The 14,288-nt window shown below is 51.2% G+C and carries 16 protein-coding genes and 2 tRNA genes; 13 read left to right on the forward strand and 5 right to left on the reverse strand.

The genetic code is table 11. The features are described from left to right. The 5 genes from PY990_RS07270 to PY990_RS07290 form a co-directional block, all read right to left on the reverse strand. Complete coding sequence (locus PY990_RS07270; RefSeq protein WP_275271042.1) at positions 1-735, reverse strand: ABC transporter ATP-binding protein; 735 nt, start codon at positions 733-735, stop codon at positions 1-3. A 43-nt stretch (positions 736-778) separates the two neighbouring features. Then, complete coding sequence (fabI, locus tag PY990_RS07275; protein ID WP_171098705.1) at positions 779-1,564, reverse strand: enoyl-ACP reductase FabI; 786 nt, start codon at positions 1,562-1,564, stop codon at positions 779-781. Positions 1,565-1,653: 89 nt separating this feature from the next. After that, positions 1,654-2,793 (reverse strand): glycosyltransferase family 4 protein, encoded by a 1,140-nt coding sequence (locus tag PY990_RS07280; RefSeq protein WP_275271043.1) that lies wholly within the window; start codon positions 2,791-2,793, stop codon positions 1,654-1,656. Positions 2,794-2,799: 6 nt separating this feature from the next. Beyond that, complete coding sequence (locus PY990_RS07285) at positions 2,800-3,717, reverse strand: UDP-2,3-diacylglucosamine diphosphatase (protein ID WP_275271044.1); 918 nt, start codon at positions 3,715-3,717, stop codon at positions 2,800-2,802. Positions 3,718-3,838: 121 nt separating this feature from the next. After that, positions 3,839-4,108 (reverse strand): hypothetical protein, encoded by a 270-nt coding sequence (locus tag PY990_RS07290; protein ID WP_105028875.1) that lies wholly within the window; start codon positions 4,106-4,108, stop codon positions 3,839-3,841. Between the two features lie 127 nt (positions 4,109-4,235). Between PY990_RS07290 and PY990_RS07295 the strand changes: the two genes are divergently transcribed. The 13 genes from PY990_RS07295 (at position 4,236) to PY990_RS07355 (ending at position 14,105) form a co-directional block, all read left to right on the forward strand. Continuing rightward, positions 4,236-4,312 (forward strand) — tRNA-Val (locus PY990_RS07295). A gap of 102 nt (positions 4,313-4,414) precedes the next feature. Next, positions 4,415-4,543, forward strand: coding sequence for a hypothetical protein (locus PY990_RS07300; RefSeq protein ID WP_256367115.1), 129 nt, complete (start codon positions 4,415-4,417; stop codon positions 4,541-4,543). 119 nt (positions 4,544-4,662) lie between these two features. Continuing rightward, the gene (thrS, locus tag PY990_RS07305) at positions 4,663-6,570 is read left to right on the forward strand and encodes a threonine--tRNA ligase (protein WP_275271045.1); all 1,908 of its coding nucleotides are present in this window, start codon (positions 4,663-4,665) and stop codon (positions 6,568-6,570) included. Between the two features lie 30 nt (positions 6,571-6,600). Then, on the forward strand, positions 6,601-7,119 hold the full coding sequence (infC, locus tag PY990_RS07310) for a translation initiation factor IF-3 (protein ID WP_105028882.1): 519 nt from the start codon (positions 6,601-6,603) through the stop codon (positions 7,117-7,119). A 186-nt stretch (positions 7,120-7,305) separates the two neighbouring features. Next, complete coding sequence (rpmI, locus tag PY990_RS07315; RefSeq protein ID WP_105029855.1) at positions 7,306-7,503, forward strand: 50S ribosomal protein L35; 198 nt, start codon at positions 7,306-7,308, stop codon at positions 7,501-7,503. Positions 7,504-7,519: 16 nt separating this feature from the next. Continuing rightward, on the forward strand, positions 7,520-7,876 hold the full coding sequence (rplT, locus tag PY990_RS07320; RefSeq protein ID WP_008249959.1) for a 50S ribosomal protein L20: 357 nt from the start codon (positions 7,520-7,522) through the stop codon (positions 7,874-7,876). A 219-nt stretch (positions 7,877-8,095) separates the two neighbouring features. Beyond that, positions 8,096-9,058: a phenylalanine--tRNA ligase subunit alpha gene (pheS, locus tag PY990_RS07325; protein ID WP_371815438.1), complete on the forward strand. Its 963-nt coding sequence runs from the start codon at positions 8,096-8,098 to the stop codon at positions 9,056-9,058. A 41-nt stretch (positions 9,059-9,099) separates the two neighbouring features. Continuing rightward, a complete protein-coding gene (pheT, locus tag PY990_RS07330) occupies positions 9,100-11,532 on the forward strand; it encodes a phenylalanine--tRNA ligase subunit beta (RefSeq protein ID WP_275271046.1) in 2,433 nt (810 codons plus the stop codon). A gap of 86 nt (positions 11,533-11,618) precedes the next feature. Then, positions 11,619-11,927 carry an integration host factor subunit alpha gene (locus tag PY990_RS07335; protein WP_335618416.1) on the forward strand — a complete coding sequence of 103 codons (309 nt, stop codon included), beginning with the start codon at positions 11,619-11,621 and terminating at the stop codon, positions 11,925-11,927. A 37-nt stretch (positions 11,928-11,964) separates the two neighbouring features. Further along, positions 11,965-12,348 carry a MerR family transcriptional regulator gene (locus PY990_RS07340; RefSeq protein WP_008249966.1) on the forward strand — a complete coding sequence of 128 codons (384 nt, stop codon included), beginning with the start codon at positions 11,965-11,967 and terminating at the stop codon, positions 12,346-12,348. A gap of 26 nt (positions 12,349-12,374) precedes the next feature. Further along, positions 12,375-12,451: transfer RNA gene (locus tag PY990_RS07345), tRNA-Pro, on the forward strand. Between the two features lie 108 nt (positions 12,452-12,559). Further along, positions 12,560-13,705, forward strand: a complete 1,146-nt coding sequence (locus tag PY990_RS07350) for a hypothetical protein (RefSeq protein ID WP_275271047.1) — start codon at positions 12,560-12,562, stop codon at positions 13,703-13,705. After that, positions 13,698-14,105: a hypothetical protein gene (locus PY990_RS07355; RefSeq protein ID WP_275271048.1), complete on the forward strand. Its 408-nt coding sequence runs from the start codon at positions 13,698-13,700 to the stop codon at positions 14,103-14,105. Before PY990_RS07350 ends, PY990_RS07355 begins: the two co-directional genes overlap by 8 nt. Positions 14,106-14,288 lie beyond the last annotated feature (183 nt).

Here is a 14,288-nt window from a genome sequence, read left to right on the forward strand (position 1 = left end):
TCAGGCCTTGGTGGCTGCATGGGCAGCCAAATTTTCAGCCGTGCTTAATTCAGCCGTATAGTGCCCGGCCAAATGGTGGTCTGCCAAATTCAGGCGATGATTCAAATGACTGGCAGCTTTGACGGAATGGGTCACCATGACCAAGGCGCATCCCTGTGCTGAACATGCGTCAAGCAACACTTGCAGCACTCGCTCGGCATTGTCTTCGTCCAGGTTACCTGTGGGTTCATCTGCAAGAATCAATGGCGGATTTAATGCAAGGGCGCGCGCAATCGCCACACGTTGTTGTTCGCCACCTGACATTTCGCGTGGGTAGCTACCCGCCTTGTGCGCCATGCCCACTTGCGTCAGCAGCTGTATGCAACGTGAATGGTCTGGTTGTTCACCCGCCAGCAAAAACGGCAGTTCAACGTTTTGTTGTGCGGTTAAGTGCGGCATCAGGTAATAAGCCTGAAACACCAGCCCCACGTGCCGAAGCCGCTTGGCTGCAATTTGATTGGTATTCAAGGTGTGAATTGCAGTGCCTGCCCAATACACCTCGCCAGTGTCGGGCTTGTCCAGCCCGGCCATTAAATGAAGCAGGGTCGATTTACCTGATCCCGATTCACCGATCACGGCAAGAGACTGCCCCTGTTGCAATTGAAGACTAACGTCGGTGAATAGCTTAACGCCACCGAGGGTTTTTGAAACCCCCGCCAAAGCGAGGGTTGTTGAACTTGTGAGCTGTTGGTTCACCCGAATTACCGCCTTGTGGTGAAACGTTTAAGGAATCGATTCCTTATTCTGCCATGCCGCCTACCACTGTGCTGTAGCCTGCATCCACATAGGTAATTTCGGCAGTAATGCCACGTGCCAAATCGGAAAGCATGAATGCGGCAGTGTTACCCACATCGTCAATCGTCACGTTTCGGCGCAGGGGTGCTGCCTCTTCCACGGCGTGCAAAATTTTGCTGAAACCTTTAATGCCCGCGGCAGCCAGGGTTTTGATTGGACCTGCTGAAATACCGTTGACTCGAATACCTTTTGGACCCAGTGATTCAGCCAGGTAGCGAACCGATGCTTCCAACGATGCCTTGGCCAAGCCCATGGTGTTGTAGTTGGGCACCATGCGAACAGAGCCCAGATAGCTGAGTGTGAGCAAAGCGCCTTCGCGGCCCTGCATCATGGGGTAAGCGGCTTTGGCCAGTGCCGGGAAACTGTAGGCTGAAATGTCGTGCGCAATGCGGAATGCTTCGCGTGAAATGCCTTCCAGAAAGTCACCAGCAATGGCTTCGCGCGGGGCAAAGCCAATGGCATGCACCAAACCGTCCAAACCATCCCAGTGCTTGGCCAGTTCTGTGAACAGGTTTTCAATTTGGGCATCCTCGGCCACATCCAGTGGAAACACCAGCTTGGAGTTGAACTCGGCTGCCATGTCAGTAACACGGTCAATGAAACGCTCGGTTTGGTAAGTGAAGGCCAGTTCAGCGCCCTGCGCGTGGCAGGCCTTGGCAATACCGTAAGCAATTGAACGGTTTGACAAAAGGCCTGTGATAAGAATTTTTTTACCGGCTAGGAATCCCAATTTGTATTGCTCCTGAGAATGAGTTGTGAGTTTTCACTTAGTGCCTATTATTTAGGGCCTATTATAGGCAATTCACAGGGCATTCGACTTCAGGGGCGGTTAGACAAAGGCTTGGGGTTGGCTGACAGCTTCTTGGGCGCAGTGCTCGTCAACCCGATCGGGGCCAGGTAGCCCTGAAACTGTTCAGCACAATTTTCCCAGGTAAAAGTGCTGGCGTGCTTCAACGGCACATCACGTTCAATTTTCAATGCGGCCATGGCAGCGGTTTTCAAGTTCCAGCCCAGCACGCCTGCGCCGGAATTGCCAACCACATCCAGCGGCCCGTTCACGGGGAATGCTGCCACGGGGCAGCCACTGGCCATGGCTTCAAGCAACACCAATCCAAAGGTGTCAGTCATGCTTGGGAACACGAAAACATCTGCACGTTTGTACAATTCGGAAAGCGCTGCGTGGTTAAGCATCCCGAACCATTTGGCCTCTGGGTATTGTTTCTCGAGCGCCTTGCGGGCTGGGCCATCGCCAGCAATCCATTTTTCGCCAGGCAGTTCAAGGCTTAAGAAGGCGTCCAGATTCTTTTCCACGGCCACACGGCCTGCGTACAGAAACACCGGTTTCTCAATGCTACAGGCATTCAAGCGGTGCAACAGTTCAACCTGTTGGGCATCGTTGGTTGGCAGGTCGCGGGGGCTGTAACTCATGTGCTTGCTGGCCGTCGATTGCTCCGGATTGAAGCGTTTCAAGTCAACACCCCGTTGCCACAATACGCAATTGTTCAAGCCACGGCCTTGCAATGTTTTGATGACCGACAAGGTTGGCACCATCACTGCACGGGATGGTTTGTGAAACCAGCGCAGCAGCGCGGCAGTAAAGCGAATCGGAATGCCCGACCGCGCTTTGACATACTCGGGAAACTGGGTGTGGTAAGCCGTTGTAAACGGCAAATTTCGACCATGCGCTACCAGTCGCATGGCCAAGCCAATTGGCCCTTCGGTCACAATGTGCACAGCCTGGGGTTTGAATCGGTCCAGCTCGTTGCGCAGGCGTGTGAAAGGCCACAATGCCAGTCGAATTTCAGGGTAGGTTGGGCAGGGAATGGTTTTAAACAAGCCCGGATGAATTACCCGTACCTCGTGGCCTTGCGCGGTCAGTTGTGCTACCACCTGGCTAAGCGTTTGCACCACACCGTTGACTTGCGGTGCCCAGGCGTCGGTTGCAATCAGAATTCGCATGGTGGTTTACTCCGCTACCGAGTGCGCAAGCGCTTTTTGTTTGCGAACCGGCAGGTCACGGTGTGGCCAGTGAACAATGTCCAGTTTTCCGCAGGGATGCTCAACCAGCGCGGTCAGGCTTTCAACCCAATCGCCGTCGTTGCAGTAAAGCAAGCCGTCCACTTCTTTAATCTCGGCTTTGTGAATGTGGCCACACACCACACCGTCGTAGCCGCGGTGCTTGGCCTCGTGAATTAGCGCGTGTTCAAACTCAAGAATGAAGTTCACGGCATTTTTAACTTGCTGTTTCAAAAACTGCGACAGTGACCAATACGGGTAGCCCAGCTTGATTCGAATATTGTTCAACACCCGGTTCAAAGTCAGCGCAAAGTTGTACAGCGTGTCGCCCAGGTAGGCCAGCCATTTGGCATAGCGCACCACCTGGTCAAACTCATCACCGTGCACCACCCACAGGCGTTTGCCGTCTGCGGTCACGTGAACAGCGTTTTCCATAATAGGAATGTCGCCGAAGGTCATGCCGGCAAACTGGCGCGCAGCCTCGTCGTGGTTGCCGGGAATAAATACCACCTGTGTACCCTTGCGCGCCTTGCGCAAAACCTTTTGAATGACATCGTTGTGGCTTTGTGGCCAAAACCAGCTTTTTCGCAGCTGCCAGCCATCAATAATGTCGCCCACTAGGTAAAGCGTGTCGCTTTCATTGTGTTTCAGGAAGTGGAGCAGGGCGTCTGCCTGGCAACCAGGCGTACCCAGGTGAATGTCTGAAATCCAGATGGTGCGGTATTTGTTCGACCCCTGATCGTCGGCGGCAGGGTCAGCTTCAGGATGGTATTGCTGACCAGTTGGCTCAGCGTGTGGTTCGGTGGTCGCTTTCGCAAACAGTTGTTCGGCAAGTTGCTGCTTGAAATTCAACTGGTTCGAGCGCATTTTTAATGTCCATGTTCTTGTCATGGCACCCATTAAACGCGCTCGATTTGACTACCTTGTGACGGTTGTATGACTCTTTTTTGACAAAAAAGCCGCCATCTCTTGGATTTTGTGACTCGTTTTATTTGGCTTCGAGGCTTTTCGGCAGCCACCAGGTAAAGCCGTAAAGCAGGGTTTTTGACACCACTTCCATGGTTGGCAGGTTTTTGCCGCGCAGTCGAAGGAATGCAATTGGCAGTTCCAAGGTGTGTGCAACCAGTAACAAGGCGGCCAAAACCAACAGAAAAGGCATCACCAAGCTAATCAACAGATAGGCTGGGACCACAATCCAGAAGCCGTTCATGACTTTGCGCATGGATTCAAACGATTGGGGGTTGACTTTAATGGCCATCTGTTTTCCTTGTCGATGATGGAGATTTGAAAAATTGAATATGACAATAGTTCTTGTCAGAAATCTTGTCAAGCGTGTTTGGACTTGCCCCCGTGGGCTCACTGGTGTATATTTCGCACTCTTCTTTAGGACCGTAGCTCAGCTGGTTAGAGCGCTGCCTTGACATGGCAGAGGTCGCTGGTTCGATTCCAGTCGGTCCTACCAACACTCCCCTTTCAAAACTAATTCACCAAGATTTTTTTTCCGTTGCACAATGGTCGTATCAGGGTTCGCGTTCGCGACCTGAAACCTTCAGGAGTGTCGACCATGGGTCATGAACAGAAAAGCAACAAAATGGACAAAAAGAAGGCTTTGAGCACGCCGAAGGAAAAGAAGGCTGCCAAGAAAGTGAAAAAAGACATCAAGGAGGGCATTCACAAACCCAAGATTGTGTGATTGAACAAGCTTTTGTTGGCAATCAACAGCTTTTTAGTGAACAGGCATCATTCAAAAGGCTAAAATAGAAGGTTGCAAAGAATTTTATTTAAGCCCATTCAATCGTAAGGGAAGTACCTATGCCAGTAATCCGCCTGCCTGACGGATCCGAACGTGTTTTCGATCACCCTGTGACAGTCGCCCAAGTGGCTGCCAGCATTGGCCCTGGTTTGGCGAAAGCCGCCTTGGCTGGCACAGTGAACGGTACGCTGGTTGACACCTCTTACACCATTGAAAACGACTCTACCCTGTCTATCGTCACTGAAAAAGACGACGAAGGGCTGGACATGATCCGGCATTCCACCGCGCATTTGTTGGCTTACGCTGTGAAGGAATTGTTTCCCACCGCGCAGGTCACCATTGGCCCCGTGATCGAAGACGGGTTTTATTACGACTTCTCCTACGAACGCCCCTTCACGCCTGAAGATCTCGAGGCGATCGAGAAGAAAATGGCCGAGCTGGCCAAGCTCGATGAGGTGGTTACCCGTGAAGAATGGGTGCGTGACGACGCGGTGCAGTTTTTCAAAGACCAGGGCGAACACTACAAAGCCGAAATTATTGCCAGCATTCCAAGCAATGAAAATATTTCGCTATACCGCGAAGGCAAGTTCATTGACCTGTGCCGTGGCCCTCACGTGCCTAATACCGGCAAACTGAAACACTTCAAGTTGATGAAAGTAGCGGGTGCCTACTGGCGCGGCAATTCCAACAATGAAATGTTGCAGCGTATCTACGGTACAGCCTGGACCAAGAAAGAAGACCTGGCCGCCTACCTGCACCGCCTTGAAGAAGCTGAAAAGCGCGACCACCGCAAACTTGGCAAACAGCTGGACTTGTTTCACATGCAAGACGAGGCCCCCGGCCTGGTGTTTTGGCACCCAAAGGGTTGGGCCTTGTGGCAACAGGTTGAGCAGTACATGCGCAAGGTGTACGTGGATGGCGATTACCAGGAAATTCGCTGTCCCCAAATTCTGGACCGCAAGTTGTGGGAAAAGTCGGGCCACTGGGACAACTATAAAGAAAATATGTTCACCACCGAGTCGGAAAAGCGCGACTACGCCTTAAAGCCGATGAATTGCCCCGGTCACATTGAAGTGTTCAAGAGCGATTTACGTTCTTACCGAGACCTGCCCATGCGCTATGGTGAATTCGGTGCGTGCCACCGCAATGAAAGCTCGGGTGCCTTGCACGGCATTATGCGCGTGCGCGGTTTCACGCAAGACGATGGCCATATTTTCTGCACTGAAGATCAGGTGCAAGAAGAAGTAACCCGCTTTAACCAAGTGGCCATGCAGGTATATGCCGACTTTGGTTTCAATGAAATCAATGTGAAGCTGGCCTTGCGCCCAGAGGCTCGCTTGGGCACCGATGAAACCTGGGACAAGGCGGAAGATTCCCTGCGCGCGGCCTTGAAAGCCTGCGGCGTTCAGTGGACCGAGTTACCAGGCGAGGGCGCTTTTTACGGGCCGAAAATTGAATATCACATGAAAGACTCAATTGGTCGCTCGTGGCAGTGCGGCACCATTCAGGTTGACTTTCAGTTGCCTGGCCGCCTGGGCGCTGAGTATGTGGCCGAAGACAACAGCCGTCGCGTGCCTGTAATGCTTCACCGCGCCATCGTCGGTTCCATGGAACGTTTCATCGGTATTTTGATTGAAAACCACGCAGGTGCAATGCCGTTGTGGCTTTCGCCCGTGCAAGTGGTGGTGGCCACCATCACCGAGGCGCACAATGAATACGCCCACAATGTGGTGCAAATGTTGAAAAAACAAGGCATTAGAGTGGAGGCGGATTTGCGTAATGAAAAGATCAATCGTAAAATCCGTGAGCACACGATGCAGAAAACCCCGTATATCGCTGTAATCGGCGATGCGGAACGTGATGCAAACCAAGTTGCCGTGCGATTGCGCGGCAATGAAAACCTGGGCTCATTGCCTGTTCATCAATTCGTTCAGCGCCTGCTGGGTGAAATCAACAGTCGGGCCTGATTTTATTTAACCAGAAGAAAGAGGCTAGACATCGTAGCAGAAAAGAAAAATCGCATTAACGAGGAAATCCGTATCCCCGAAGTGCGCCTCATTGGAATTGAGGGTGAGCAGTTAGGCATCGTTAAAACACCAGACGCCCTGCGTATGGCTGAAGAAGGCGGTGTGGATTTGGTGGAAATTGCGCCTCAGGCGGTGCCCCCGGTGGCCAAGCTGATGGATTACGGCAAGTTCCGCTACCAAGAGCAAAAGAAAGCTGCGGAAGCCAAGTCCAAGCAAAAACAAGTTCAAATCAAGGAAATCAAGTTCCGCCCGGGAACAGACGACGGCGATTACAACGTGAAGTTGCGTAATTTGACCCGTTTTCTGGAAGACGGCGACAAGTGCAAGGTTACCTTGCGCTTTCGGGGACGTGAAATGGCTCACCAAGACATTGGTGCCCGCCTTTTGGAGCGTGTTCGCACCGATCTCGATGAGATCGGCGTTGTCGAGCAAATGCCCAAGATGGAAGGTCGCCAAATGGTCATGATGATTGCTCCTCGCAAGAAGTAAGCACTGAAAGCCTGAAGTTTTCCAAAAGTATTGCCCAGAACAGCAAACCCGCGTTATAATCGCGGGCTTGCTGCATTGTGCGTAAAACCACAAAGCAACAAATTGCCCACCAGGTTAGAAAAGTGCTTCGTCGAAGCCACCTGCAAGCAGGTTCAATGAATATTGAACAGTAATAGGAGCACCAAGATGCCCAAGATGAAGACCAAAAAGAGCGCCGCAAAGCGTTTCTTGGTCCGTTCAAGCGGATCGATCAAGCGTGGCCACGCCTTTAAGCGCCACATCCTCACCAAGAAAACGACCAAAAGCAAGCGTCAATTGCGCGGCATGGAAACGATTCACAAATCAGACATCGGTCGCGTACGCGACATGATGCCTTACGCATAACCGGGAGGAGTGACAAATGCCTAGAGTAAAACGTGGTGTAACGGCTCGCGCCCGTCACAAAAAAGTAATCGCCCAAGCCAAAGGCTTCCGCGGTCGTCGTAACAATGTATTCCGCGTTGCCAAGCAAGCGGTAATGCGTGCTGGTCAGTACGCATACCGTGACCGTCGCAACAAGAAGCGCGTATTCCGCGCCCTGTGGATCACCCGAATCAACGCCGCAGTGCGTGAACACGGCATGACCTACAGCGTCTTTATCAATGGCTTGAAGAAAGCTGCCATTGGCCTTGACCGCAAGGTATTGGCTGACCTGGCAGTGACCGACAAAGCAGCGTTTGCTGCCATCGTGGGTCAAGTGCGCGCAGCGCAGGCTTAATTCACCAGCCAAGTCAAATATTTGTCACAAGTGTAGCCCCTGAGGTTTTTCACTTAAGTTGGCGAAAAGACTAAACAAAACGGAGCTCTCGGGCTCCGTTTTTGTTTTCAGGCGGTACAATTCAGGGCTCTACTCAAAGCCGTTCCAATCTCAAAAAGAATCGACCCAATACCCATGGATGCTTCGCTTTTAGCCATTCTTACCGAGGCCGAACAGGCCATGTCCTCGGCAACAGACCCAGCCAGTCTTGAAAACATCAAGGCCCAGTTTTTGGGCAAGCAAGGCAAAGTCACCGAGCTGCTTAAAGGCATGGCCGCGCTGTCGCCCGAAGAAAAGAAAACCCGTGGCGCGGAAATCAATCAATTGAAACAGCAGGTTGAAGCTGTGTTGAATGCCAAGCGCCAGGCGCTGGCCGATTCCGCCATGCAAGCCAAGTTGCATGCGCAGGCGATCGATGTCACCAAGCCAGGCCGCATGCGCGGTACAGGTGGCTTGCACCCGGCCATGCGCACACTGGAACGCATTGAAGAAATTTTTACCACCATTGGTTTTGATTTGGCTGATGGCCCTGAAATTGAAACCGACTTTCACAACTTCACTGCATTGAATACGCCCGAGAATCACCCCGCGCGTTCCATGCACGATACCTTCTATGTAGAAGGCACTGGCGGTAACCTGCTGCGTACGCACACTTCGCCCATGCAGGTGCGTTACATGCAAACCAACAAACCGCCCATTCGCATCATTGCGCCGGGCCGTGTGTACCGTGTGGACAGCGATGCCACTCACTCGCCCATGTTTCACCAGGTTGAAGGGTTGTGGATTGACCAAGGTGTCAGCTTCGCCGATTTAAAGGCAGTGTTCATGGATTTCCTGAAAACCTTTTTCGAAACCGACGACATCACCATTCGTTTTCGCCCTTCGTTTTTCCCGTTCACGGAACCCTCTGCGGAAATTGATATGGCGTTTACCAGCGGCCCCAACAAGGGCAAGTGGTTGGAAATTGCCGGTTGTGGCCAGGTGCACCCGAACGTGTTGCGCCATGTGGGAATTGACCCTGAAACCTACACAGGGTTTGCGTTTGGTGTGGGCCCCGATCGCTTGACCATGCTGCGCTACGGCATTAACGACTTGCGCCTGTTCTACGAAAACGACATTCGTTTTCTGCAGCAATTCAATTAAGTTTAATTCGGTTTAAACAAGCCAGTTTTGGATATTAAAAGATGCAATTCACAGAATCCTGGTTGAAGTCACTCGTCAACACACCATTGAACACCCAAGAGTTGGGCGACAAGCTCACTATGGCGGGTTTGGAAGTGGAAGAACTGGAACCGATCGCCCCGGAGTTTTCTGGTGTGGTGGTGGGTTTGGTTCTTAAGAAAGACAAGCACCCCGATGCCGACCGCTTAAGTGTGTGCCAAGTACAAGTTGCCGAAGGCGATGTGCGTCAAATTGTGTGCGGTGCCCCCAATGTGGCCGAAGGGCTGAAGGTGCCATGCGCTTTGCCAGGCGCGGAATTGCCGGGTGGTTTCAAAATTAAACCCACCAAAATGCGCGGCGTTGAAAGTGGAGGCATGCTTTGTTCTGGCAAAGAGCTGGGCGTACCGAGTGATGTAGATGGCCTGCATATTTTGAGCGAAGACTTCCCCGTGGGCGGCAATGTACGTGAACTTCTCGGCCTGAACGAGATGAAGTTCACCCTGAAAATGACGCCCAACCGTGCGGATTGCTTGAGTGTTTGGGGTGTGGCCCGTGAAGTGGCGGCACTGACCGGTGCAACTTTAAATGCTCCTTCATTTGTGCCCGTGGCCGCCGCCATTGGCGACACCCTGAATGTGAAAGTTGAAAACGCCGATTTGTGTGGCCGTTTTGCCGGGCGTGTCATTCGCGGTGTGAACAACCATGCAAAAACCCCTCAGTGGATGGTTGATCGCCTGGAAGGCGCCGGCCAGCGCAGCTTGAACGCCTTGGTGGACATTTCCAACTACGTGATGCTTGAACTGGGCCGCCCCAGCCATGTGTTCGACCTGGACAAAGTGCAAGGCGACCTCACCGTGCGTTGGGCACGCGAAGGCGAAAAGCTGAAGCTGCTGAACGAGATGGAAGTGGCCTTGAAGCCGCACATGGGCGTGATTTGCGATGCCAATGGCCCGGAAGCGCTGGCTGGCATTATGGGTGGAGACCACACAGCGGTGAACGAAGGCACCACCAGTATTTTCGTGGAGGCCGCGTTTTGGCACCCCGACGCCATTGTGGGCCGTGCACGTGAATTCAATTTCTCGTCGGATGCCTCACACCGCTTCGAACGTGGCGTGGACTTTCAAACCATTCCTGAACACATTGAACGTATCACTGCCTTGATTCTGGAAATTTGCGGTGGCCAGGCTGGCCCTGTGGTGGACCAGGTGTTGAACCTGCCCGCGCGCAAGCCTGTAACCTTGCGCCACGCACGTGCGGAAATGGTCATTGGCATGCCATTTACCGTTGAACAAGTAAAAGACGTGTTCACCAAGCTAGGCTTTGAATTCACCGCCGAGGGGCAGGGCTCTGAAACGCGTTATGTGGTCAACCCGCCCAGCTACCGCTTCGACATCAACATCGAAGAAGACCTGATCGAGGAAGTGATTCGCGTGGTTGGCTACGACAGCCTGCCTTTGCGCGCACCCATGGGCAAACTGAAAATGTTGCCTGCCGCTGAAGGCAAAATTGGCCGCCATGCCATTCGCCGCCAAGTGGCTGCGCTGGGTTACCAGGAGGTGGTTAGCTACAGCTTCACGCCCGAACAATGGGAAGCCGATTTCAACGCCAATACCAACCCGGTTCGTTTGTTGAACCCGATTGCCAGCCACCTTAGCGTAATGCGCTCTACCTTGATTGCTAGCCTGACTGGCGTGTTGAAACACAACCTGGGCCACCGTGTAGATCGCCTGCGTGTGTTTGAAGTGGCCCGCGTTTTCGAGAAAGACGACAAGGTGCAAGACGGTGCACAAACTGTAGCTGGCTTCAAACAAACCTGGAAAGTGGGTGGTTTGGCGTATGGCTTGGCTGACCAATTGCAATGGGCAGCAGGCAACAATCGCGCACTCGACTTTTTTGATGTGAAAGGCGATGTAGAACAACTGCTGCATGGCCGCAAGGTGGATTTCGAGGTGTTTGAAGTTGCAAACCCGCACCCAGCTTTGCACCCAGGCCGTAGCGCCCGTGTGCTGGTGAACAAACAGCCCATTGGTTTTGTTGGTGAACTGCACCCCAAGTTGGCTCAGGAATACGATTTGCCACAGGCACCTGTTGTGTTCGAATTATTGCTGGATGGCTTGAATACGCGAAAATTGCCAGCTTTCAAAGAAGTTTCGAAGCAGCCAGTTGTGGTTCGTGACCTGGCATTTGTTGTAGAGCAAAATATTGCTGCTGCGCAGCTTAAAAAAGCATTCACGGAAGTGAAAGATGACAACCTTGCTTGGCTGAAATCGGTTATCCTTTTCGATGAATTCGTGCCGAAAGAAGAAGGTAAGGGCCTGAATCTAAATGAGAAAAGTTTGGCGTTCAGGCTGACTCTTCAGGCCGGCGACCGCAGCCTGACTGATGCAGACATCGAACCTTTGTTGAAAAAAATGATTGATCAGGCAGGCCAGCGCTGTGCGGCCCGCCTGAGATAAATATTGATAAATAGGTAGAACTCACTGTGGATCAATTTGTGTTGAACGACGACCGAAGCAACGAAACTACTGCCCGCACGGACCGCATGGACCTGATTGAAGATGGTCTGGCCTCGGGCTCCCTGACCAAGGCTGAATTGGCTGAAATGTTGTTTGATAGCCTGGGCCTGAACAAACGCGAAGCCAAAGACTTCGTGGATGCGTTTTTCGATGAAATTCGCACCACGCTTGAAGGCGGCGACTCTGTGAAATTGTCGGGTTTTGGCAATTTCCAGCTGCGTGACAAACCCCAACGCCCCGGTAGAAACCCAAAAACTGGCGAAGAGATTCCCATTGCGGCGCGTAGAGTGGTAACCTTTCATCCCAGCCAGAAACTTAAAGCTTTGGTTGAATAATTTTCACTAAATTATTTAAGTACAAGCCAATTACTCAATGCAAAAAACCGTAAACGCAGACGGAGCGCCACCCACAGCCAGCTTGCCGCCCATTCCGGCCAAGCGCTATTTCACCATTGGTGAGGTCAGCGAGCTGTGCGGCGTAAAAACCCACGTGCTTCGCTATTGGGAACAAGAATTCACGCAATTGAAGTCGATTACCCGACGCGGCAATCGTCGTTACTACCAGCACCACGAGGTGCTGTTCATTCGCAGAATTCGTGAACTGCTGTACGAACACGGCTTCACCATCAACGGTGCACGCAACCGTTTGGATCAGGAAAAAAATGGCCCGGCAGGCGACGCGCCGCTGCCCATTTTGATCGATCGGGAAGTTTTGAAAGAACAATTGCTAAATTTGCGCGAAGCCCTGAAAGCCTAAGCGTTTCATGTATAATCCAGCCTTCTCGGAATGTAGCGCAGCCTGGTAGCGCACTTGCATGGGGTGCAAGGGGTCGGAGGTTCGAATCCTCTCATTCCGACCAAATAAAACAAGGGCTTAGGATAATTGACCTAGGCCCTTTTTGCTTCTATATTAGCGAATCCGCTAATATTTTGATCATCTATATATATTTTTGGTAGCTTAAGTTTAAATGTCAGATACCGACGATCCAATACAGTACAAACTGAAGTACGAAGGAAATAGGTTTTCTGGTGCTAAGTTGCCCTTGGATGTTTTAGGTGATTTCCAAGCCTTTCGTGATCTTCTAGTCGAGACCGTTAGGCAAAAATGGCTTGTTCAAAATCCCGATAGGAAAAGAGTCCCTAGGGGTTTTGATAGTTCTCTAAACTTCGTGCTATCAGATATCGAAGACGGCAGTGCAATGCCAGTATTTCGATTGGAGCATGCTGAAGTTCAAAGCAAACTTCCAAACATGAAAGAAGAGCTACATTCTCTCGTTGGCTCGGCCTTCGGGGATTTGGCTAAATTGCTCGGAAGTGGGAACACCGCCAATTTAACCAAAGCACAGCTTTCTAGGTTAAACAAATTTGGAGCCGGACTTCAAAGCGGAGAAAAGATTGTCTTCGTGACAGTGAATAATAAAACGGCATCTAACAATGACCTCTTTATAGATGTAGATCGCCGTCGCTCGCTACTAACACGCTCACAAAATTCCACCTATTTTAAGCGGTGTAAGGGTACTGCGCAGTTGCTCGGCTCTAAGATTTCCTCTTCGCAAGACTCCATAGGCTTCATTTTCCTTGAGACAGAAGATTTCGGATCATTGTCTATCCCCCTTGAAAATGACCAAATCCTAAATGATTTTGAAAACGTCACGGGGTACGACGTTGAATTTGATATTTTGGCAGAGCTTAATCAAGATAATACGATCAGCAAAATTAAAGAGGTTTATGACCTTTGTCTAGTTGAGGATTACGCTGACGATGCTATCTCCGGCATCATTGATAGAATTAGAAGCCTTCAATACCTAAAGGCCGGTTGGCTGGATGACTCTGCTGGGTTAGCGATCGAGAAAACATCGAGGTTGCAAGCTGAGAAATTTGTTAAATCTCGTCATCATATTGCGCCTCACTGCAATGTATTTCCGACCGAATCTGGTGGTGTTTCAGTTGAAATAAACACCTCTATTTGGGATCTTACTGTTGAGTTCTCTGGTGGAAAAGTATCGATTTACGGCATAAAGAATGACGGAACCGATTTTTTGCAGACAACTGTTTTTGACGTACTTAATGAAAGTTTTTATGCATTATTCGACTCAAAGGTGAGTCATGGCTAGCGTTTTAAATACCCCGCTTGTGGATAACGAGATTTGCTATCGTTGTGTACATCCTCAATACTATTCCCAAGCGGGCCTATCAGATAAGGCTTTCCTTCCGACCTCTGCGGATTTGGGATTTTTGTCTGTAGAAAGAAGCGCTGGGAACACGGCAAAAGATAGTTATGATCGAAGGATTGCAATGGGTAAAAAGGTTGCAGCGGTCATGGGGGTTACGGTGGGAGAGTTTGGCTCTCAATTGGTGCCTGTTAGTTTGGATCCTGTTTATGGTGACGACAAAACCGAAGTGATTAATCAATGGCATTGCCTGGCTGATTTCAACAAGGTTAAAGATCCAAATATTGTGGCTAAGGCACTTAAGAAGATTGCCCTAACTCGAACCCCCGAATATTTGCCTTAACAAGGTAGGTTCAGCTCCACCCGACTCACCGCGTCTCCCGCGTCCTGACGTATCCCTTCGTTGTGCTCTGGTCTTTTTGGGCCAGTGCAACCTGAAGCTCCTCCATTCTGTAGCCAGGCTTTTTAGCATCCGTTGCTGCCTTGGCTCGAATGTCCTTTAAAGTTAGTAAGCCCCCAGCAAACC

It is taken from the genome of Limnobacter olei (assembly GCF_029087225.1).
GTDB classification, from domain to species: Bacteria; Pseudomonadota; Gammaproteobacteria; order Burkholderiales; family Burkholderiaceae_B; genus Limnobacter; species Limnobacter olei.